Below are 21,919 nucleotides of genomic sequence, written 5' to 3'. Positions count from 1 at the left end.
TTAAAAATTATAAAATAAATTATAAAATAAATTATAATAAATAAAAAAATTAAGTAATGTTATGAGATTAAAATATGTTAATTTTCTTTAAGTGTGCATTCTCCAGAGATTACTTTTTTTAGCTCTCCATTGTTTAGTTCAAGTATTAAAGCCCCTTGATTATTAATCCCTACTGCAGTTCCTTTTAATACTTTTCCTAATGGCTGTTTTATCTCAACATAACTTCCAATTGTTTGTGACATTTTTCTCCAGTCATATAGTATCTCATCAAACTGTTCAAGTTTAAATAAGTCATATATTTCTTCAAACTCATTAAGGAAGTTTGAAACAGTTTCAGATTCACTTATTTCTATTTTTGCTTCAACACTTAGAGAAGTTGCTCTTTTTTTAACATCTTCAGTTAAAACATCAACATTTAAGTTTGTGTCAATACCTACTCCTACAATAACATATTCTACTGTATTAAATTTAGCATTTGCTTCTGTAAGGATTCCACAGACTTTTTTATTATTTATAAGTATATCGTTTGGCCATTTTATTCTAGCATCAATGTTCATTCCTCTGAGAGTTCTAGCTACAGCAACTCCAGTAGCTAAAGTTATAAGTGGTGCTTTTGAAGGGTCAATATCTGGTTTAAGTATTATGGAAAGCCAAATTCCTCCACTTGGTGATTCCCATTTTTTACCTCTTCTTCCTTTTCCTTTAGTTTGAGTTTCAGATATAATTACAGTACCTTCAGGAGATCCTTGTTTAGCTAAGAATTTAGCTACACTATTTGTAGATTCAACCTCATTAAAACTATAAATTTTTTTTCCTATATACTCAGTAGTTAATCCTTTTTTAATCATTCCACTAGGTATATACTCTATTTCCTGACTTCCAATTTCTCTTAAAAATTCTGCAATTTCTGCTTCATCAATTCTAAGAATTTTTTCAGCGGATTCTTTTGATATTTTCTCTTTATTCTTTGATAAAAGTTCTTGCATACTTTTTTTCATAAGATCACGCAGTAGAGATATTATAATTTTTAATTTATTTTATAATTTATTTTATAATTTTTAATTGTTGTTTTTATTAATTGTTATTTTTTTATTAATTATTATTTATTAAATAATGGTTTATTTTTTTTATTTAACTATTATTTCTTATTTTTAATCCATTTCTTATTTTATTTTTATTTTAATTATAATATTCTAATTATAGATGCTCTAATTGTGAATATTTTAATTATAAATATTATTATTTATTATTAAATCACAGGTTTTAAAACTATTTTTTAATTTGTTGATTTTTAGCTGTATTTAAGTAAGATCCTACAGCCGCAGAAATAGCAGCTACTTTTTTACCAGGCATAAATGTAGATCTCATACGATTTATTCTTTCAGTTTCTTCTTCCATTATCTCTCTTATATCATCATCAATTCCTTTTCTATAATCATCAACAAAATGAGTGTGAAGATCACCAGATAAAAAATGATTATTTCTCATTATTGCTTTATGAAAAGGAATAGTTGTTTTAACACCAAGAATAATATACTCACTCAAAGCTCTTTTCATTCTAGCTATAGCTTCATTTCTATTGCTTCCCCAAGTAATTAATTTTGATATCATTGAGTCATAAAAGGTTGGAATTGAATAATTCATATAAACTCCACTATCAAGTCGAACTCCTGGACCTCCTGGAGATCTATATCCTGTAATTTTCCCAGGATTTGGTGCAAAATCTGCCAATGGATTTTCTGCATTTATCCTACATTCAACTGCATGTCCATTAACTTTCACATCTTTTTGAGAGTAGCTTAATTCTTTTCCTGAGGCTATTTTCAATTGTTCTTTAACAAGGTCTATATTGGTAATTATTTCTGTAATTGGATGTTCTACTTGTATTCTAGTATTCATTTCTAGGAAATAATATTCTCCTCCACTGTATAAAAATTCCACTGTTCCTGCACTAGTATAATTAATATATTCTGCAGCTTTTATTGCACTTTCACCCATTTTTTCTCTCAATTCTTCGGTCATAATTGGGGAAGGTGCTTCTTCAATTAATTTTTGATGTCTTCGTTGAATAGAACATTCTCTGTCAGCTACATGAATTGTGTTTCCATGGTCATCAGCTAAAATCTGAAATTCAATATGTCTTGGTTTTTCAATATATTTTTCAATAAATACTGTTGAGTCTCCAAAGTTTGTTGAAGCTACTGATTGTGTGGATTCAATTGCACGTACTAATTCATCTTCTTCATAAACGGTACGCATACCAATCCCTCCACCTCCTGCTGATGCTTTAACAATAACTGGATAACCAATAGATTCTGCAATTTTTACAGCTTCATCAATATCAGTTACTCCATTTTCTGTTCCTCCAATAACAGGAACTCCTGCCTTTTTCATCAATTTTTTAGAGGTGATTTTATCTCCCATAGATTCAATGACTTTTCCACTTGGTCCAATAAGTGTTATTCCATTTTTTTCGCATTGTTTTCCAAGTTCTGAGTTTTCAGCTAAGAAACCATAACCTGGGTGAATAGCTTCTGCCCCTGATTCAATAGCTATATCCATTATTTTATCAATGTTAAGGTAGCTCTTTGAAGGAGAGGGATTACCTAATGCATATCTTTCATCTGCATAATTAGTATAAAGAGATGTTTTATCAGCATCAGAGTAAATCGCTACGCTTTTAACATCTAATTCACGACAAGCTCTCATTATTCTTATAGCTATTTCTCCTCTATTGGCAATTAATACTTTATCAAACATTTAGAGCCTCTTTTAGTTTTTGATTAACATATAATTCTTTAATTATTATTTAATTCGTTAAATATATAATTTTTAATTTTAGTTTATTTCAGTTTTCTATAGATTCTAAGTTTCTATAGATTTTAATAAATTATTTAAACATTTTATATCTATTTAAACAATTTATACTTGAGTAATATGATAATAAATTATGATAGTTATAGATAAATTATAATAATAATTATAAATAGACTATAATAGTTATAAATAGATTATAATAATTATAAATAGAATATTGATAATTAATATAGATTATAATAAACATATATATTATTAATATATTATAAATAATTTTTTAAAATTTTTTAGTATAATATTATGAGTTATCTAATAATAAGAATCAGTTAATTAAATAGAATTAACTAATTAGAATTAATTAATATATAAAGAAAATCAATATAATAAATTTAATATAAGAAAGCTAATTATAAGAAAGTTAATATAAAGTTAATATAAGAAAGTTAATATAAAAAGAATCAATTAGTATTGAATTATTGTTAATATAAGGTCAAATATGAAAATCACAAAAAAAAGGCATTTAGAAATAGCTATTGAAAATATTCCAAGATTCGAATCTCCTAAAATTGATTTTGAACAGTATCCTACTTCTGCTTCAATTGCTGCTGATCTTTTATGGAATGCAAGAAGTTTAGGTGACATTTCTAATAAATCAATTCTTGATTTAGGTTGTGGAACTGGTGTATTTGCTATTTCTTCAATGCTTCTTAATGCTAACTGTGCAACAGGAGTTGATATTGATTCTTCTGCTATAAAAATTGCACGAAATACTGTTAATGATATGAATATTTCCAATATTAATTTTATCGTTGATGATGTTTATAATTTACATAAAAACGATGATTTTAACTTTAAATTTGACACAGTTATTACAAATCCTCCTTTTGGAGCTCAATCTAGAGGTAAAAGAGGTGTTGATAGAATTTTCATGGAATTAGCTATGGGCTTTGCAGATGTTGCTTATTCATTCCATATAGCAGAAACTTGGGATTTTGTAGTTAATTATTACGAAAATTTAGGAGGAAAAATAACTCACGAATTTTTTTATAAGTTTCCATTATTAAATACCTATGAATTTCACACTCAGGAAAGTAGAGATATTGATGTGATTGTTTTTCGAATTGTTAATTCTTCTTAATTCTTTTTAATTCTTTTTGTTTTTAATTTTGTTTTTAATTCCAAATTTTTATTATATGATTTATTGTAAATATTAGCAAAGTTTAAATACTTATTTAACTAAAATTTAATAATATATATTCAATTGAATATATCAAGATTATTAAGAAAATATAAAGAAATTTGTAGCTGGTATTTAGTTAACCCTGATATATTAATATACAAATAATATACCAGTTTTAATTATATATCATTTTAAAATCATTTTGATTATATAATTAAAATTAATAATTAAACTTAATAATTAAACTTAATATTAAATCTAATCATTAAATGATTAAAAGCTAAAAAGTTTAATTATAGCTTAATCATTTTTTAATTACCAATAAGTTTATTAAAAGTTAATAAATTAGGATGCTAATGTAATAATTCTCTGGCTACCAGTATTATAATTGATATAATATTGAGTTGTAATTTACTTAGTGATAGCTATGTCATTTTAATGACAAGCTTTATATATAGATGAAGATAAATATCTATAAATGCATAAAAAACAGGTTTCTATATTCATTCCAGATTCATTCTTAAGTGAGACATCTGATTTAAAAATTAAAACTTCTAAAATTGGAGTTATAGGTAGGGCTTTAGCTTTATTTAAAATTGATCAGATTGTTATATATAAGGATCTTTCTCAAAATGATGATAAATATGTAACTGACGCTGATTTCATGGCGGATGTACTCGGATATATGGATACTCCTCAATATCTTAGAAAAAAAGTATTTCCTATTCGTTCTGAGTTAAAGCATGTAGGGATTCTCCCTCCTCTTAGAACTCCTCATCATCCTACTGAATCTGATTTAAAAGTCGGTGATTATAGGCAGGGATTCACTGTCAAAAGAAATAAGAAAGGGACTTATATTGATATTGGTATGAAAAGTGATAGTGGCATGAAAGGTATGGAAAATCTGGCTTTTTGCAAAGAACAGCTAAGTGTCAATAAAGTTTTTAGCTTTAGAGTCACTAAATTAGCTAAAGAGGTAATAGTCACACCCGATGAACCGGATGACGTTTACTGGGGATATAAGACATTATCCACACATAAAAGTCTTAAAAATAGCTTGAAATTAGTTAATCCCGATTTTGTTGTCGAAACAACAAGATATGCAGATACAATAAATTCTATTTTTAATGAATTTGAAGAAAAATTAGATAAAGCTGATAATATTGCTATTGTCTTTGGAGGACCTTATTCTTCTATTTCCGAAGATTTAAGTGGATTTTCTTGGGATTTAGTTAAACTAAATACAATTCCTTCCCAGGGAACTGAAACTGTAAGGACCGAAGAAGCAGTTATTTCGACTTTGTCAATTATAAATATGTTGCTAAATTTCTGTTGATGAAATTAACTTTAGAAATAATAAATCTTCGAGATAATAAATTTTTAAAAGATAATAAGATAAATAAATCTTCAATAATTTATTATATGCTATATTTATAGATTTATTATGAATATGTTAATTGAAATGAAAGTAAGCAAGCATTAATGTTTTGATTATAGTATTGAACTATAATTTGTAAATCGAGCTTTTATATTGCTATTTGTTAGCCATAATGCTATTTTAATTAGATGTTTGTTGCTCAAGTGACTTTGCTCTTTGATTAACATTCGCTATTAATTTAGATAGAGCTATCTAAATTTCATGTTTATCTAGTAATATTGCTATATTTAGCATACTAAAACTTTTAGGAGTATAGGCAATATTCTAATCATTAGATGTATTTTATCTATTGATATAATTCTAACTATTAGATGTATTCTATTTATTAGATATATTATAATTATTAGAGATATTGTAAATAAATATCTAATTAAGAATAATGTTCTAATTAAGTATGCTAAATTATTACTTTATTACTATTTATTAAATAAATCTAAATTTAATTAATAAGTAAATTTAATATTGTTTAATTAATATTGAACTAATTAATAATTATTAATTAAGGAAATTAATATACAGAATAAAGATAAATACAAAAAGATGTAATAAAAGGAGGTTAAATAAATGGTTAGACATCACCAGCCAAGGAAAGGATCAGTTGCATTCAGTCCTAGAAAAAGAGCTGCTAAAGAGACACCAAGAATAAAATCTTGGCCTCAAGAAGATGAGTCAAAGTTATTGGGACTCGCTGGATACAAAGTCGGTATGACACATGCTATGATGGTTGATAATGATAAAAATTCTCCAACCAGTGGTATGGAAGTATTCACACCTGTAACTATTCTTGAAGTACCCCCTGTTGTAGTAATGGGAGTACGTGCATATGAAAAAACTACTTACGGATTAAAAGTTATTACTGAAGTTCTTGCAGATAATTTAGATAAAGAACTTTCTAGGAAAGTTTCACTTCCAAAGGAATATAATCAATCTGAAGCTATTGCAAAGATTCAGGAAGCTTTAGAAGAAACTGTAGATATTAAAGTTTTAGTTCACACAAACCCTAAAGTAACATCTGTTCCTAAGAAAAAGCCGGAAATATTTGAATGTGGTATAGGTGGAAAAACTGCAGAAGAAAAATTAAACGCGGCTCTTGAATTGTTGGGCAATGAAGTAAAAGCTACTGACGTATTCTCTGATGGTCAGTATGTTGATTCTATTGCTACTACTAAAGGAAAAGGATTCCAAGGCCCTGTTAAAAGATGGGGTATTAGGATACAGTATGGTAAAGCTGCTAGGAGTAGTAAAAAGAGACATATAGGATCTATGGGTCCATGGACACCGTCAAGAACTATGTGGACAGTACCTCAAGCAGGACAAATGGGTTACCATAAGAGAACAGAATATAACAAAAAAATCTTGAAAATTGGAGATTCATCTGAAGTCGATGCAGTCAACCCAGATGGAGGATTTATTAAATATGGTTTAGTTAAAAACGACTATATTATGGTTAAAGGGTCTCTTCCTGGTCCAAGTAAAAGATTAGTTATTCTCAGAAAAGCTATGAGGGCAAAAGGTAAGTCCAATGACGCACCTCAAATTAATTATATAAGTACAAAATCTAAACAAGGTGTCTAAATATTCAAATGTTATTTTTCTTAGATATCAAAGTTTTTAGTGTTTAAAAGGTGTAGATCATGAAAGTTAATGTTTATACAATGGAAGGAGAAGTCAAAGAAGAGATTGAACTTCCAGCTATTTTTAATGAAGAATTTAGACCAGATCTTATAAAGAGAGCAGTTATTTCTTCACAAACAGCAAGGATACAACCATGGGGATCTGATCCTATGGCAGGTAAGAGAACTTCTGCAGAATCTTGGGGTTCAGGTAGAGGTGCAGCTATGGTACCAAGAATTAAAAATGGTTCTAAAGCAGCATTTATTCCACAAGCTATTGGTGGAAGAAGAGCTCATCCTCCAAGACCTCAAAAAGTTTATCATGAAAAGATAAATGTCAAAGAAAGAAGATTTGCTATTAGATCTGCTATTGCAGCTACATGTAATCAAAATCTTGTGGAAGAAAGAGGGCATAATGTTGAAAATGTTCCACAACTACCTTTAATTGTTGATGACGAACTTGCAACTATTAAGAAAACCAAAGAAACTAGGGAAATTTTCAAAAATTTAGGAATTTTTGAAGATATTTCTAGAGCAAAAAAAGGTAGAAAAATTAGAGCAGGTAAGGGTAAACTAAGAGGTAGAAAATATAAAAAAGCTAAAGGACCTCTAATAGTTGTTGCTGATGATAAAGGAATTAGCTTGGGTGCGAGAAACCATGCTGGTGTAGATGTTGTAACTGTTGAAAATCTTAATGCGGAATTATTAGCTCCTGGTACTCATCCAGGTAGATTAACTATATTTACTAAATCCGCTATCGAAAAATTAGGAGGATTATTCCAATAGATTCCTTATTGGGAATTATTTGTTGGAATAATTAAGAAGGTGGATAACATGGATCCGTATTCAGTTATTGTTAGACCTCATGTTACAGAAAAAACTATGAATCTAATTGATCAAAGAAATGAACTTACTTTTGTTGTTTTAAGAGAAACTGATAAAAAAGCTATCAAAAATGCTTTTGAATATTTATTTGATGAAAAAGTTAAAAGCGTAAATACTCATATAAATTCAAAAGGGCTTAAGTTAGCATACATTTCTTTAGTTGAAGAAAATGCTGCAGAAGATGTAGCTGTTAAAATGGGAGTATTCTAGATAGGGAATATAAAGGATACAAACATATAAGGAGAATAAAAAATGGGAAAACGATTAATACACCAAAGAAGAGGAAGAGGAACTCCTGCTTATCGTAGTGCTTCTCATCGTTTTAAGGATAAGATCCAATATAGGACTTATGATGAAATTGAAAAACAGGGAAGCCTAAAAGGAAAAGTTGTGGATATTGTTCATGATCCTGGAAGGTCTGCTCCTATTGCTCAGGTTAAATTTGAAAATGGTGAAAAGAAGTTCATATTAGCTCCTGAAAGTATTCAAATTGATGATAATATTGAATGTGGTGTTTCAGCTCCAATAAGTTTTGGTAACTCTTTACCTTTAGCTGAAATCCCTGAGGGAACTCCAATTTATGATATTGAAAATAGACCAGGAGATGGTGGAAAATTTGTAAGATCTTCTGGAACTTATGCTTCTTTAATTACACATGATGCTGATAAGGCTGTTATTGAACTTCCATCTGGAGAGTTAAAATCTTTCAATCCAGCATGTAGGGCAACTATCGGTGTTGTAGCAGGTGGAGGAAGAAAAGATAAACCATTCCTTAAAGCAGGTAAGAGATGGCATGCCTTTAAAGCTAAAGGTAAGAAATCTATGACTGTAAGAGGGGTAGCTATGAATGCAGTAGATCACCCACATGGTGGAGGAAACAGACAACATCCTGGACGACCTACTACAGTTTCTAGACACACACCTCCAGGAAGAAAGGTTGGTTCTATTGCGGCTAGAAGAACCGGTAAGAGAAGATAATACTAAGGATGTGACTGTTTGGCAAGAAAAATATTTAAATATCAAGGTTATACTCTAGAGGAATTACAAAAAATGTCTTTAGAGGATTTAATGAAAATATTACCAGCAAGGCAAAGAAGATCTTTAAAAAGAGGATTTTTACCAAGGCAACAAACTGTGCTGGATAAATTTAGAAAGTTGAAAAAACAAGAACAAAAAGGTGGAAAACCTCTGGTTATCAAAACTCATTGTAGGGATATGATAGTTTTACCTGAAATGGTAGGAACTATTTTTGGTATTTACAATGGTAAAGAGTTTGTTGAAGTTGAATTGACTGCTGAAATGATTGGTTGCTACTTTGGTGAATTTGCACCAACTAGGCAAAGAGTTCAACATGGAGACCCAGGTATGGGAGCTACCAGATCATCTATGTTCGTGCCTCTTAAATAAGGTTGCAATGAGTAAGATTTGTATATAAGAACAAAATTGACTTGTTGTTAAATAAATAAGGAGATTATTTTATGGCTGATATTAAATATGCTTATAATGATGAAGATGGCTCTAAAACAGCTCGTGCTATGGGTAAAACTCTTAAAATTTCTCCAAAGCATTCTGTTGAGATATGTAGGGCAATAAGAGGAATGAATGTAGAAAAAGCAAAAAATTACTTAATTGAAGTAATTGACATGAAAAAGGCAGTTCCTTTTAAAAGACACAATAAGAAAGTGGGACATAGAAAAGGGTTAAATGGATGGCCTAGTGGAAGATATCCAGTTAAAGCAGCTAAACAAATTTTAAAAATTTTAGAAAATGCTGAAGCTAATGCTGAATATAAAGGTCTGGATACTGAAAACTTAAAAATTGTACATATTTCTAGTCATAGAGGTTTTGTAATAAAAGGTGGAATTCCAAGAGCATTTGGAAGAGTAACTCCATTTAATACACCTACAACCCATGTGCAAATTGTTTTAGGGGAGGCTTAAATTAATGATTGAAAAAGATTTTGTCACTGAAGGTCTTAGAAGGACTAAAATTGACGAATATTTAGAAAATGAACTTGAAAGAGCCGGTTATGGTGGAATGGATGTTCAGGTAACTCCTTTAGGTACAATGGTAGTTGTATATGCTGAAAGACCAGGAATGGTTATTGGTAGGGGTGGAAAAACTGTAAGAGCTATTACACAAACTCTTAAAAATGATTTTGATCTTGATAATCCTCAAGTTGAAGTTAAAGAGGTTGATGTACCTGAGCTCAATCCAAAAATTATGGCTTATAAAATTGCATCAATGTTACAAAGAGGAATGCACTTCAGAAGGGTAGCTTATTCAACCATTCGTAGAATTATGGGTGCTGGTGCTCAAGGTGTAGAAGTAACTATTTCTGGTAAAATTAGAGGATCCAGATCTGCTGTTGCTAAATTCGTAGAAGGATATATTAAAAAATGTGGAGAACCATCAACAAGATTTGTTAAAGAAGGTTTTGCAACTGTACAATTAAAACCTGGTGTTTTAGGAATTTTTGTTAGGATAATGCCTCCTGAAGCTGTTTTACCAGATAAAGTTGATATTTTACCTCCAACATTGGAATCTTCTGAAGAATCTGAAGAATCTACATCTAATGAAGTTGTTATTGATTTGGAAGTAGACGATGTCTCTGATGCTAAAGTTGCTGAAGAAGAAGTAGAAATTGATGAAGTAGAACTTGAAGAATTAGAGGAGCTTGAAGAAATTGATTCTGAATCTGAAGATGAAATTGCTGATGAAGAAATTTCAGAAGAATCAGAAGAATCTGAAAAGTCAGAAAAAGCTCTAAATGAGACTTCAGAAGGATAGGATAATTAAATCAATCCTTTAAAATTAATATTTATTTATTAAGAGTTGAAGTAAATGGCGATTTTAAGAAGTAGAGAAATTTGGGAAATGGAAGTTGAGGACATTCAAGAAAAATTGATTGAACTCAAAGCAGAACTAGCTAAAAATATTTCTAAAAGTTCTGCTGCTGGGGTTAATGAAAATCCTGGTAAAATCCGAGAACTTAAAAGGACTATTGCTCGGGTTCTTACAATTATGAACCAAAAACAGAAGGAGAACTAAATGAAAATCTGTGATGTATGTGGTCTTCCTGAAGAACTTTGTGTTTGTGAAGAAATTGCAAGAGAAGTTCAAACTGTAAAAGTTTATACAGTTAGAAGAAGATTCGGAAAACTTATGACAATTGTAGAAGGTATAGACGAACATGATATTGATATTAAAGAGCTTACTAAAGAATTAAAAGCTAAATGTGCTTGTGGAGGTACAGCTAAAAAAGGTCAAATAGAACTTCAAGGTGACCATAAAAGGAAAGTTAAAGAAGTTTTATCTGATATGGGTTTCTCTTCAGACACTATTGAAATCAGAGATTCTGATAAAAAATTCAATAAAAGGAGACATTAATCTTTAGAAATTTGAATTAATGATTATTATATTATTATATAAGTGAAAATTATTAGTAAAATATTTATTAGTAATTATATTTACTGGTAAAATATTATTATTGGTAGATAGTACTATAAATATCTTATAAATTTTGTTATAATTTTTAATAATCATATAATTATCTATATCATTTGTATTATATCATTTAATGTCATTAAAGCCTACTATCCAATTATTAGATAATATGATTACCTCAAAAAATATTTTTCACCATGAGTTGATTGGGTTATATTTAAAGGTTGTTGAAAGTTCTAATATTTTTTTAATTGGAGTTAGTGGGAAAATCATAGATGAAAGGAAAAAAACTATCTCTGTTGAAACTGAAACTGATGAAATTAAAGTTATACCTAAAGATGTTTCAATTTTTCACTTATTCCTTCCAAATGGAGAATTAGTTGAAATAGACGGAAAGATTTTAGTTAGCCGTCCTGAAGATAGAATTAAAAAGAAATATAAAAAATTGTAATATTAAAAAATTGCAATATTATAATATTACTGTTAAAAAGTTATATTGGTGATAATATGGTTGGTCTTAATGTTCAACAAGTAGAAGCTGAATGTAATGATTCTAACTGTCCTTTTCATGGAACTTTACCAGTTAGAGGACAAGTCCTTGAAGGAATTGTTGTTAGTGATAAAGCAGAAAGGACTATTACAGTAGAACGCAGTTTTTACAAGTTCATACGAAAGTATGAAAGATATGAAAAGAGAAAATCAAAAATTAATGTTCACAAACCTGATTGTTTCAATGTAAAAATTGGAGATTCAGTCAAGGTTGCAGAATGCAGACCTTTAAGTAAAACTAAACATTTTGTTTTAGTAGAAGTAAAAGGAGACAACTAAATGAAAACTCTTACATCTAATGTATCTAAATCTCTGCCTATTGGGGCTCGTCTCAGTTGTGTAGATAATACAGGTGCACGTGAAATAGAAATTATATCTGTTAAAGGATATAAAGGAGTACGTAGAAGACTTGATGTTGCAGGTGTTGGCGATCTTGTAGTTGCTTCTGTAAAAAAGGGTACTGCTGATATGCGTAGAGAAATTGTCAATGCTGTTGTTGTAAGACAAAAAAAAGAATATCGTCGTGCAGATGGTTTTCGAGTGAAATTTGAAGATAATGCGGCTGTTATTATTACTCCTGAAGGAGTATTAAAAGGGTCTGAAGTTAGAGGGCCTGTTGCTAAAGAAGCAGCAGATAGATGGCCTAGTGTTGGAAGTGCTGCAAGCATTTTGATTTGATTAATGAATGGTGATAAAATGTCAAAACAACCAAGAAAACAAAGAAAAGCTCTTTACAATGCACCTTTACATCTTCGCCGTAACATTATGAGTGTCACTTTAAGTAAAGATTTAAAAGAAGACTTTGGAAAAAAATCTTTACCTATTAGGACTGGTGATACTGTACAAATCATGCGTGGGGAATTCAAAGGGCATGAAGGAAAAGTTGAAAAAATAGACTCTAGAAATTATAAAATTATTGTTGAAGGAGCTACTTTAAGTAAACCTGATGGAAATTCAGTTTTCTTCCCAGTTCACCCATCTAATTTGATGATTGTTAATGCAGATTTAAAAGACGAAAGAAGAAGCAGAATTATTGACAGGAAGGGATAAAATGGCAAAAATGGGATCAAGAAAACATCTTAAAAGATTTAAAGCTCCTAAAAGTTGGCCTATTAGTCCAAAAGAAAATAAATGGACGGTCAAACCTGCAGCGGGACCTCATGCTATTGAAGATTCTTTATCTTTACTCGTTGTAATTAGAGATATTTTAGGTTTAGCTGATAACTCAAGAGAAGCAAAAAGAATTATTAATACTGGCAAAGTATTAGTTGATGGTAGAGCTAGAAAAGATTACAAATATCCAGTAGGTTTTATGGATGTAGTTGAAATTCCAGCATCTGAAGATTTTTATAGAGTTTTACCAGATTTAAAAGGTAGATTAACTCTTCACCCTATTTCAAAAGAAAATAGTGGATTTAAATTGTGTAAGATAACAAATAAAACTACACTCAAAAAAGGTAAAATCCAATTAAACCTCCATGATGGTAGAAATGTTCTTGTAGAAGATTCTTTTTCTGCTAGTGATGTAGTAAGTTTAGCTGTTCCTGAACAAGAAATTACAGATAATTTCAAGTTTGAAGAAGGTGCTTTAGTACTTATTACTGGTGGTAAACATATTGGTGAGATTGGTAAAATTAATGAAATTAATATTAATAAATCATCTAACCCTAATACTGTTGTTGTTGAAAATGATAAAAAGGAGAATTTCCTCACATTAAAAGATTATGCATTTGTTATAGGTAAAGACAAACCTGCAATATCACTTCCAGGAGGTAAATAATGAATCCTATGGAAGAAGTTGTCATAGCTAAAGCTACTTTAAATATTGGTGTTGGAGAATCTGGGGAAAGATTATCTCGTGCTATGGATCTTTTATCTAATTTAACTGGTCAGGATCCAGTAAAAACTTTTTCTAAAGTTACCAATCCTGAATTTGGTATTAGAAAACACCAACCTATTGCTTGTAAAGTTACTTTACGTGGTGAAAAGGCTGATAAAGCTATTAAAATGGTTTTAGATGGTATTGGCAATACTTTAAGAGAGAAGCAATTTGATGATCAAGGTAATGTTTCTTTTGGTATAGCAGAACATATTGATATTCCAGGAATCCGTTATGATCCAGATATTGGTATATTTGGTATGAATGTTTCTGTTACTTTTGAAAAACCGGGTTATAGGATTAAAAGAAGAAAAATTCAACAAAAGAAAATTCCTAAAAGACATATGGTCAAAAAAGAAGAGACTATTAAATATATGAAAGATAATTTCCAAGTAAATATTGATCAGGAATGATTTTATTGGATTTATGTTTATAATTAGTTAATAATTAATTTGGATAATTAATTTTTAAATAATTAATTTTAATAATTAAGGTTAAATTAATAAGGTGATATGTTGCCAAGAAAATACGGAAAAGCAGCAAAAAAATGTAGTCGTTGCGGTGATCATTCTGCTATGGTTAGTCGTTATGGACTCATGTTATGTAGGCAATGTTTTAGAGAGATTGCTCCTAAAATTGGATTTAAAAAATATAATTAGAGGTGTTAATTATGACTCTTATGGATCCTCTTGCTGATGCTCTTACTAATATAAGAAATAATGAACTTCAAGTTAATGAATCATGTTCTATTTCTCCTGCCTCTAAATTAATTGGGCAAGTTTTGAGCACAATGCAAAAAGAGAATTATATTAGTGAATTTGAATATATAGATGACAAAAAGGCAGGAAAATTTCAAGTTGAACTTGAAGGTAACATCAATCAATGTGGTGTTATAAAGCCACGTCATTCTGTTAAGAAAGATGAATTTGAGAAATTTGAAAAAAGGTATTTACCAGCAAAGAATTTTGGAATTTTAATAGTAACCACTCCTGAAGGTATCATGACTCATAAAGATGCCAAAGAAAAGGGTATTGGTGGCCGCTTGTTGGCTTATATGTATTAGGTGATAGGATGGTTTTAGCTGCTAATATTACCGAAGAAATAGATATTCCTGAAGATGTAAATGTTACAATTGGCGATAATGTAATAATTAAAGGACCTCAAGGTGAAGTGTCTCGAAAATTTACATATCCTAATATATCTATGAAAAAAGAAGATGATAAAATAGTTTTAGAAACTTCTTTTCCTAAAAAGAAAGATAAGTCAATGATTGGAACTACTCGTGCTCATATTAATAATATGATTACTGGTGTTACTGAAGGGTTTACTTATCATATGAAAATTGTATTTGCTCACTTTCCAATGAATGTAAAAGTAAGTGGAAATAAAGTTAATATTGATAATTTCCTTGGTGAAAGACATCCTCGTACTGCTAAAATTGTGGGTAGTGCAAAAGTTAATGTTAAAGGGGATGAAGTTACTGTCACAGGTATTAATAAAGAGGATGTTGGTCAAACTGTGGCTAACTTAGAGCAAGCTACTAAAATTAAGGGAAGAGATCCAAGAGTATTCCAAGATGGAATATATCTTATAGATAAAGCTTAAAATAAAGAAGTTTAAAATAAAATACTAAAAATTCATTATTTATAATGTTTATTGGTGATTCAATGAAGAAAAAATTCAAAAGACAAGAATACGCCAGATATAAAAAGCTTGGAATAAAATGGAGACGTCCAAGAGGAAAAACTAGTAAAATGAGAAGGTATGAAGCAGGAAAACCTGCAATGCCTGCTATTGGTTATGGTTCTCCTAAATCCGAAAGAGGATTACATCCATCTGGATTTAAAGATATTCTTGTTAGAAATATGTCTGAATTAGAAAATTTAAATCCTGATACTGAAGCTGGTAGAATTAGTGCTAGTATTGGTAAAAAAAAGAAGGAAATGATGTTAAATAAGGCATCAGAATTAGGAATTAAAATTTTAAATAAGTAAATTAAATAAATTAATTAATAAAATTAAATGTATTACTATTAAATGTATTACTATTAAATATATTGAATAAAAGCTATAGGATGAAAATCATGAAATAAATTTAAATCTAGGAGTAAGCTTATGATTTATGGATTTATTGGATATATGCTTATACTTTATTCTAGTAGCGTTTTTTAATAGGTATTTTTTAATAGGTGTGTTTTTAATTTATTAATATTAAAAGTTAAGGGAGCTTGAATAATAGTTATAATTGTTATTTATAACATTATATTTATAATATTATTATTTATAATATTCAAGCTAATAAAAGCTAAAATGGAGGTTTTTTATGAATCTTACCACTCAAAAGAGATTAGCTGCAAGCATACTTAAAGTTGGGGTTAATAAAGTATGGATTGATCCTGAACAAATCGAAGAAGTATCAAGGGCTATTACAAGAGAAGGTGTTAAGCAGCTAATTGATCAAAAAGCTATAAAAGCTAAACCTCAAAAGGGTATTAGTAGCTATAGATCAAAAAAATTAGCTGAACAAAAGAAAAAAGGAAGAAGAAAAGGTAGGGGTAGTATTAAAGGAGCTAAATATGCAAGAACTCCTAAAAAACAAGCTTGGATGACTACCATCAGAGCTTTAAGAAAAGATCTTAAAACTATGCGTGATGCAGAGGAGATCGATGTTACTACTTATCGTAAATTATATAGAATGGCTAAAGGTGGAGCCTTTAGAAGTAAATCTTATATGAAAACCTATGCCAGGGATCATGATTTGATTAAATAAGGAGGAATGAATTTGGCACAAGGATCAAAATATAAAGTAGCATTTAGACGAAGAAGAGAAGGAAAAACTAATTATGATGCTAGAATGAAACTAGTAGATTTAGATAAGTCTAGATTAGTAATTAGGATTTCTAATGCTAATGTTATTGCTCAGATTATTAATGTGGGGGAGAACGGAGATGAAACTGTTGTTTCTGCACATTCTAAAGAATTAAAAAAGTTAGGTTGGTTAGGTGGAACTAAAAACACCAGTGCAACTTATTTGACTGCTTATTTATGTGCTAAGAAAGCTTTAGATAAAGGTGTTGAAAAAGCTGTTTTAGACATTGGATTAAAATCATCTATTAAAGGAGCTAAAGTATTTGCTGGTGTTAAAGCTGCAAATGATGCAGGATTAGATGTTCCTTATGGTGAATCTATTGTACCTGATGATGATAGAATAGCTGGGGTACATATTGCAGAATATGCTAAGTCTTTAGACGATGAAGAAGTTAAAAAACATTTTTCTAAATATTTAGAAAGAGGACTTCAACCTGTAGACTTACCTAATCATTTTGAAGAAATTAAAAATAAAATTGAGAAGGCTTGAGGGGTACTATGAGTTTTAATATGGAAGACTGGGAACCTAAAACAAAAGTTGGTAGAATGGTCAAAGATGGTACCATTACTGATATTGATGAAATATTTGAAAAAGGTCTCCCAATAATGGAATTAGAAATAGTTGATGCTTTACTTCCAGATTTAGAAGAAGAAGTAATGGATGTAAATTTAGTCCAAAGAATGCACAAATCTGGAAGAAAAGTTAACTTTAGAGTAATTGTTGCAGTTGGTAACAAAAATGGTTATGTTGGCTTAGGTCAAGGTAAAGCTCGTGAAGTAGGTCCAGCTATTAGAAAAGCTGTTGATGATGCTAAATATAATATTATCAAAGTTAGAAGAGGCTGTGGAGATTGGGGTTGTGTATGTGGAAGAGAACATACTGTTCCATTCAAAGTAGAAGGTAAAACTGGAAGTGTTAGTGTTATTTTAATGCCAGCTCCTGCTGGTGTTGGATTAGCTGTTGGAGATGTTGGTAAAACAATATTGAAACTTGCTGGAATTGCTGATGTATGGTCTCAAACTAGTGGTCAGACTCAAACTACTGTTAATTATGCTAATGCAACTTTTGAAGCATTAAAACAATTAACTAAAGTTAAAGCTAGTGAAAAAGATCTTAAAAATATGGGTGTATGCTCTAGCTAATAGCTATAAATATAGGCTATTATACAATATTTAGGTGATTAAATGTTTTTTGTTGTTAGAGTTAGAGGTACAACTGGTGTTAAAAAAGATATTGCTGACACTTTAAAAATGTTAAGATTAACTAGAATAAATCATGGAGTTTTAATAGAAGATACTCCTAGTTTTGATGGTATGCTTCAGAAATCTAAAGATTATATTACTTGGGGAGAAATTGACTCTGAAACTTTAGCTGAAGTTATTTCAAAAAGAGGAAAATTTGTTGGTGGAGAAAAAATCACTGATGAACTTTTAGCAGAAAAAACTCAATATTCTTCTATTGAAGATTTATCTAAGGCTCTTATTAATGGTGATGTTAAAGAGGAAGATATCGAGATTAAACCAGTATTTAGATTACATCCTCCGAGAAAAGGTTATGAAGGCATTAGAAGTTCAATTAAAGAAGGTGGATCTTTAGGTTATAGAGGAGAATCTATTAAAGATCTAGTCAAAAAAATGAGCTAATGAGCTATTAATGATCTTTTAACTAATGTAGGTGTTATAATGATTAGAAAAACTCGTAAAATTAATAAAATGAGAGGTTCTAGGTCTATTGGTGGAGGCTGCACTAAAAAAAGAAGAGGTGCAGGTCATAAAGGTGGTAAAGGTAAAGCTGGATTGGGCAAACATCATTGGACTTGGACTGTTAAAAATGATCCAAATCATTTTGGGAAATATGGTTTTAAAAGACCTCAAAAAATGACTAATAAAATTAAACCTGTTAATATAGGATATTTAGATGATAATTCTGAAAAATTATTAGCTAAAGGAATAGCTACTAAAGAAGGAGATACTATAGTTATTGATGTAACTGACTTAGGTTATGGTAAAGTTTTAGGTAAAGGAAATTTATTAAAACCTTTGATAATTAAATCTCCTGCATTTTCTGCTTCTGCAGAAGATAAAATACAGGAAGCTGGTGGAGAAGCTATAAAATTATAGTTACTCTTCTAATATTTAATATATCCTGTATTATATTAGATATTTATTAAAAAGAGATATTAAAAGGTTAATTATTACAAATATCATTATAAATATCTAATTATTAGATATATGGTATTCCAATTACTAAATTATACTATAAATATTAAATATACTATAAATATTAAAAATTAAGATATTAAAAATTAAGAAAAATATTATCATTAAAAAAGATATTATTTAAATTTATTAAATTTAGAACTTTTTAATATTTTCAATTTATATTGAATAATAATGAAATCAAATAATAATCTATAAATACATTGATTTATAGAATACAGTTTACAATTTGTAACAAATATTACAAGTACTGAGGAATAAAATGATCTTAGATTATATAAAACCATTATTTTCTATATTGCCTGAGGTGAAAACACCTATTCATAGGCAAGATTTCAAAGAAAAGCTTAAATGGACTGCCATTGTACTGGTATTATATTTTTTCTTAACACAAGTACCTTTATATGGATTAAGTCCTTTAGCAGTCGATCAATTTGCTCAAATGAGGGCTGTAATGGCCGGTAGTTTTGGTTCAATTCTTACTTTAGGGATTGGTCCTATTGTTACCTCATCTATTGTACTACAACTTTTAGTAGGGGCAAAAATTTTAAAATTAGATCTTTCTCGCCATGAAGATAAGGCATTGTTCCAAGGTACTCAGAAGATTTTAGCTATTGTATTTACAGTATTTGAAGCTGCTGTTCTTGTATATACTGGAAGTTTAATTCCAACAGACCCTTCACTCTTATGGTTATTAATGCTCCAATTAATTATTGGTGCATTATTAATACTTTTCCTTGATGAAGTTGTTTCAAAATGGGGTTTTGGAAGTGGTATTGGACTATTTATTGCTGCAGGTGTATCCGAAGCAATTGTTGTTGGAACTTTTAATTTCTTACCAACTAAAGCAAGTCCTGGTGTTATGCCTGGAATGATTCCTAAATTCATACAATCTATTACATCAGGTTCTCCTGATCCAACTATATTAATTCCACTAATAGCTACAATTGGTGTTTTCTTAGTAGCTGTTTATGGAGAAAGTATGAGAGTAGAAATACCAATTTCTCATGGACAAGTTAAGGGACATGGAAGAATTAGGGGTTCAGTAGCTAAATATCCTTTAAAATTTATATATGCAAGTAATATGCCAGTTATTTTAACTAGTGCACTTCTTGTTAATGTTTCATTAATGGCTAGTGTATTCCAAAAATTAGGATTTCCTATTTTGGGTCAAGTTGAAGGTGGTAAAGCTATTAGTGGCCTTGCTTATTATTTAACCACTCCTTCAAGCTTAGGAGTAGTTTTTACAGATCCTTTAAAGGTTTTAATATATGGTGTTTTCTTTATTGGTTTTTGTATATTGTTCTCTTGGCTATGGGTAGAAATGAGTGGTTTAAATGCAAAAGAAATTTCTAAGCAATTATATAATTCGGGAATTCAAATTCCAGGTTTTAGAAGTAGTAAACGGCAGTTATATAAGATATTAAATAAGTATATTCCTGCTCTTACTGTGCTTGGTGGTGTTTTTGTAGGTTTACTTGCTTTTGGAGCCGATTTAACTCAAGCAGTTGGTGGAGGAACTGGTGTTTTACTTACTGTAGGTATTGTTTACAAACTATATGAAGAAATAGCACAAGAACAATTAATGGATATGCATCCAATGCTTAGAAAATTCTTAGGAGATTAGATATAAATATATAATAATCAATATTGAGGAGATTTAATTGAAATTAGTAGTATTAACTGGGATTCCAGGTTCTGGAAGCACTACTGTTTTAGAGAGTACTTTAAAGAAAGTTGATTATATCCATTTAAATTATGGGGATGTAATGACTGAGATAGCTATAGAAAACAGTATTGTAAAAGATAGAGATGAGCTTAGAAAATTGTCTCCTGAAACTCAAAAAGAAATTCAAAAACAAGCTGCAGCAAAGATAAAAGAAAGCTCTGCTGATAATAATGTCATTGTAGATACTCATTGTACAATATCTACACCATCTGGATTTTTACCAGGGCTTCCTCAATGGGTTCTTGAAGAATTAAAACCAGATATATTTGTTTTAATTGAAGCAGATCCTGATGAGATTATGCTTAGAAGAATTTCTGATGAGTCAAGAACTAGGGATTTAGAGATGTATGAAAGTATTAAGTTACACCAAGAAATGAATAGAGCTGCTTCTATGGCATATGCAACTCTTACTGGTGCTACTGTAAAAATCTTAGAAAATCATAATGATCAACTTGATGTGATTGTTGATAAACTATTTGAAGTTTTATAATATATAAAATATGAAGAAAATAAGAGGATAATAAAATGGTTTTAGAAATAATTTTCGGTGGGCTCAATTGGATTTTTGGTCCGATATTAGCTTTAGATCCTATGCCCAATAATCCGATGCTTACAATTTTTTTGATAGCAACTATCATCGCATTTTTCACTACATTAGCTAATAAATTATTAGTTGATCAAGATGAAATGGAAGCTTCAAGAACGGAAATGAAAGAATTCCAAGAAAAGATGAAAGAAGCTCAGATGAGTGGAGATGCTAAAGCTTTGGCTAAAGCTCAAGCTATGCAAAAAGATGTTATGGCAAAACAAGGAGATATGATGAAAAATTCATTTAAACCATTGCTCGTGACTCTTATTCCAATAATGCTAATGTTTTGGTGGATGGGTCAGCCTACAAATCCAATTAATAATGTGATTGTTCAGCTTCCTGAGTTTGTTTATTATGTATTATTAGTTCCTGTGTGGCATGGTGTTTATGGCATGTTTTATGGAGGAGGACCTTCTGTACCTTTTATTGCAGGTTGGTTAGGTTGGTACATAATGTGTACTTTTGCTATGACACAAATTCTTAGAAAATTTATGGGCTTTAAAACAGGATTTTAATATTAAATATCCTGTAAGCTTTTATTATCATGATTTTTAACCTGTGGATATTAACTATAAAATGAATATTACTATACATATTAAAATATATTCATATATTATATTCAATAGGTTATTAATTTTATAACCTCTCATGATCATCTCGCTAATTACAAATAGATCATGAATTTCAATCTTGAGATAATAATATG

At 29.7% G+C, this 21,919-nt stretch carries 31 protein-coding genes; 29 read left to right on the top strand and 2 right to left on the bottom strand.

Going from position 1 to position 21,919, the window contains the following annotated elements:
• Positions 1–77 precede the first annotated feature (77 nt).
• Together MarbSA_RS03355 and MarbSA_RS03350 are read right to left on the bottom strand one after the other, a co-directional pair.
• Complete coding sequence (locus MarbSA_RS03355) at positions 78–998, bottom strand: biotin--[acetyl-CoA-carboxylase] ligase (protein WP_082398100.1); 921 nt, start codon at positions 996–998, stop codon at positions 78–80.
• A gap of 271 nt (positions 999–1,269) precedes the next feature.
• Positions 1,270–2,760, bottom strand: a complete 1,491-nt coding sequence (locus MarbSA_RS03350) for an acetyl-CoA carboxylase biotin carboxylase subunit (RefSeq protein WP_042701601.1) — start codon at positions 2,758–2,760, stop codon at positions 1,270–1,272.
• A 553-nt stretch (positions 2,761–3,313) separates the two neighbouring features.
• Here MarbSA_RS03350 and MarbSA_RS03345 point away from each other — a divergent pair.
• From MarbSA_RS03345 to MarbSA_RS03205, 29 genes are all read left to right on the top strand, one after another.
• A complete protein-coding gene (locus MarbSA_RS03345; RefSeq protein ID WP_054835678.1) occupies positions 3,314–3,955 on the top strand; it encodes an METTL5 family protein in 642 nt (213 codons plus the stop codon).
• Between the two features lie 520 nt (positions 3,956–4,475).
• Positions 4,476–5,333: a putative RNA uridine N3 methyltransferase gene (locus tag MarbSA_RS03340; RefSeq protein WP_221061845.1), complete on the top strand. Its 858-nt coding sequence runs from the start codon at positions 4,476–4,478 to the stop codon at positions 5,331–5,333.
• A 666-nt stretch (positions 5,334–5,999) separates the two neighbouring features.
• Positions 6,000–7,010, top strand: coding sequence for a 50S ribosomal protein L3 (rpl3p, locus tag MarbSA_RS03335; RefSeq protein ID WP_221061844.1), 1,011 nt, complete (start codon positions 6,000–6,002; stop codon positions 7,008–7,010).
• Positions 7,011–7,069: 59 nt separating this feature from the next.
• Positions 7,070–7,834 carry a 50S ribosomal protein L4 gene (gene rpl4p, locus MarbSA_RS03330; RefSeq protein WP_042701591.1) on the top strand — a complete coding sequence of 255 codons (765 nt, stop codon included), beginning with the start codon at positions 7,070–7,072 and terminating at the stop codon, positions 7,832–7,834.
• A gap of 48 nt (positions 7,835–7,882) precedes the next feature.
• Positions 7,883–8,143, top strand: a complete 261-nt coding sequence (locus tag MarbSA_RS03325) for a 50S ribosomal protein L23 (RefSeq protein ID WP_042701588.1) — start codon at positions 7,883–7,885, stop codon at positions 8,141–8,143.
• 42 nt (positions 8,144–8,185) lie between these two features.
• Positions 8,186–8,911, top strand: coding sequence for a 50S ribosomal protein L2 (locus MarbSA_RS03320; protein ID WP_042701585.1), 726 nt, complete (start codon positions 8,186–8,188; stop codon positions 8,909–8,911).
• Positions 8,912–8,929: 18 nt separating this feature from the next.
• Complete coding sequence (gene rpsS / locus MarbSA_RS03315) at positions 8,930–9,340, top strand: 30S ribosomal protein S19 (RefSeq protein WP_042701583.1); 411 nt, start codon at positions 8,930–8,932, stop codon at positions 9,338–9,340.
• A gap of 71 nt (positions 9,341–9,411) precedes the next feature.
• A complete protein-coding gene (gene rplV, locus MarbSA_RS03310) occupies positions 9,412–9,873 on the top strand; it encodes a 50S ribosomal protein L22 (protein WP_042701580.1) in 462 nt (153 codons plus the stop codon).
• 4 nt (positions 9,874–9,877) lie between these two features.
• The gene (locus tag MarbSA_RS03305; protein ID WP_221061843.1) at positions 9,878–10,723 is read left to right on the top strand and encodes a 30S ribosomal protein S3; all 846 of its coding nucleotides are present in this window, start codon (positions 9,878–9,880) and stop codon (positions 10,721–10,723) included.
• 54 nt (positions 10,724–10,777) lie between these two features.
• Complete coding sequence (rpmC, locus tag MarbSA_RS03300) at positions 10,778–10,984, top strand: 50S ribosomal protein L29 (protein WP_042701575.1); 207 nt, start codon at positions 10,778–10,780, stop codon at positions 10,982–10,984.
• Entirely contained in the window at positions 10,985–11,323 is a 339-nt protein-coding gene (yciH, locus tag MarbSA_RS03295) for a stress response translation initiation inhibitor YciH (protein WP_042701572.1), read from the top strand. It begins immediately after the preceding gene.
• Positions 11,324–11,549: 226 nt separating this feature from the next.
• Positions 11,550–11,831 carry a ribonuclease P protein component 1 gene (gene rnp1, locus MarbSA_RS03290; protein WP_042704377.1) on the top strand — a complete coding sequence of 94 codons (282 nt, stop codon included), beginning with the start codon at positions 11,550–11,552 and terminating at the stop codon, positions 11,829–11,831.
• 56 nt (positions 11,832–11,887) lie between these two features.
• Positions 11,888–12,208 carry a 30S ribosomal protein S17 gene (locus MarbSA_RS03285; RefSeq protein ID WP_042701570.1) on the top strand — a complete coding sequence of 107 codons (321 nt, stop codon included), beginning with the start codon at positions 11,888–11,890 and terminating at the stop codon, positions 12,206–12,208.
• A complete protein-coding gene (locus tag MarbSA_RS03280) occupies positions 12,209–12,607 on the top strand; it encodes a 50S ribosomal protein L14 (protein WP_054834725.1) in 399 nt (132 codons plus the stop codon).
• Between the two features lie 18 nt (positions 12,608–12,625).
• Positions 12,626–12,979: a 50S ribosomal protein L24 gene (rplX, locus tag MarbSA_RS03275; RefSeq protein WP_042701563.1), complete on the top strand. Its 354-nt coding sequence runs from the start codon at positions 12,626–12,628 to the stop codon at positions 12,977–12,979.
• A 1-nt stretch (position 12,980) separates the two neighbouring features.
• Positions 12,981–13,709: a 30S ribosomal protein S4e gene (locus tag MarbSA_RS03270; protein ID WP_042701560.1), complete on the top strand. Its 729-nt coding sequence runs from the start codon at positions 12,981–12,983 to the stop codon at positions 13,707–13,709.
• On the top strand, positions 13,709–14,221 hold the full coding sequence (locus tag MarbSA_RS03265; RefSeq protein WP_042701557.1) for a 50S ribosomal protein L5: 513 nt from the start codon (positions 13,709–13,711) through the stop codon (positions 14,219–14,221). Before MarbSA_RS03270 ends, MarbSA_RS03265 begins: the two co-directional genes overlap by 1 nt.
• Positions 14,222–14,320: 99 nt before the next feature.
• Positions 14,321–14,467 (top strand): 30S ribosomal protein S14, encoded by a 147-nt coding sequence (locus tag MarbSA_RS03260; protein ID WP_042701553.1) that lies wholly within the window; start codon positions 14,321–14,323, stop codon positions 14,465–14,467.
• Between the two features lie 11 nt (positions 14,468–14,478).
• Entirely contained in the window at positions 14,479–14,871 is a 393-nt protein-coding gene (locus MarbSA_RS03255) for a 30S ribosomal protein S8 (RefSeq protein ID WP_042701550.1), read from the top strand.
• 8 nt (positions 14,872–14,879) lie between these two features.
• The gene (locus tag MarbSA_RS03250) at positions 14,880–15,413 is read left to right on the top strand and encodes a 50S ribosomal protein L6 (protein WP_042701548.1); all 534 of its coding nucleotides are present in this window, start codon (positions 14,880–14,882) and stop codon (positions 15,411–15,413) included.
• 62 nt (positions 15,414–15,475) lie between these two features.
• Positions 15,476–15,802 carry a 50S ribosomal protein L32e gene (locus tag MarbSA_RS03245; RefSeq protein ID WP_054834721.1) on the top strand — a complete coding sequence of 109 codons (327 nt, stop codon included), beginning with the start codon at positions 15,476–15,478 and terminating at the stop codon, positions 15,800–15,802.
• A gap of 328 nt (positions 15,803–16,130) precedes the next feature.
• Complete coding sequence (locus MarbSA_RS03240; protein WP_042701544.1) at positions 16,131–16,577, top strand: 50S ribosomal protein L19e; 447 nt, start codon at positions 16,131–16,133, stop codon at positions 16,575–16,577.
• Positions 16,578–16,589: 12 nt separating this feature from the next.
• Entirely contained in the window at positions 16,590–17,165 is a 576-nt protein-coding gene (locus MarbSA_RS03235) for a 50S ribosomal protein L18 (RefSeq protein WP_221061842.1), read from the top strand.
• An 8-nt stretch (positions 17,166–17,173) separates the two neighbouring features.
• Positions 17,174–17,818, top strand: coding sequence for a 30S ribosomal protein S5 (gene rpsE, locus MarbSA_RS03230; RefSeq protein ID WP_042704375.1), 645 nt, complete (start codon positions 17,174–17,176; stop codon positions 17,816–17,818).
• Positions 17,819–17,860: 42 nt separating this feature from the next.
• Positions 17,861–18,319: a 50S ribosomal protein L30 gene (gene rpmD, locus MarbSA_RS03225; protein WP_042701538.1), complete on the top strand. Its 459-nt coding sequence runs from the start codon at positions 17,861–17,863 to the stop codon at positions 18,317–18,319.
• 39 nt (positions 18,320–18,358) lie between these two features.
• A complete protein-coding gene (locus MarbSA_RS03220) occupies positions 18,359–18,796 on the top strand; it encodes an uL15m family ribosomal protein (protein ID WP_042701535.1) in 438 nt (145 codons plus the stop codon).
• A gap of 361 nt (positions 18,797–19,157) precedes the next feature.
• Positions 19,158–20,522 carry a preprotein translocase subunit SecY gene (gene secY, locus MarbSA_RS03215; protein WP_221061841.1) on the top strand — a complete coding sequence of 455 codons (1,365 nt, stop codon included), beginning with the start codon at positions 19,158–19,160 and terminating at the stop codon, positions 20,520–20,522.
• A 37-nt stretch (positions 20,523–20,559) separates the two neighbouring features.
• Positions 20,560–21,114, top strand: a complete 555-nt coding sequence (locus MarbSA_RS03210) for an adenylate kinase (protein WP_042701529.1) — start codon at positions 20,560–20,562, stop codon at positions 21,112–21,114.
• Positions 21,115–21,149: 35 nt separating this feature from the next.
• Positions 21,150–21,728, top strand: coding sequence for an EMC3/TMCO1 family protein (locus MarbSA_RS03205; protein WP_042701526.1), 579 nt, complete (start codon positions 21,150–21,152; stop codon positions 21,726–21,728).
• Positions 21,729–21,919: the final 191 nt, after the last annotated feature.

It is taken from the genome of Methanobrevibacter arboriphilus, from assembly GCF_019669925.1.
GTDB lineage: Archaea > Methanobacteriota > Methanobacteria > Methanobacteriales > Methanobacteriaceae > Methanobinarius > Methanobinarius arboriphilus_A.
The sequence above is the reverse complement of the archived record's forward strand: the minus strand, read 5'-3'. Positions and strand labels throughout refer to the sequence as shown.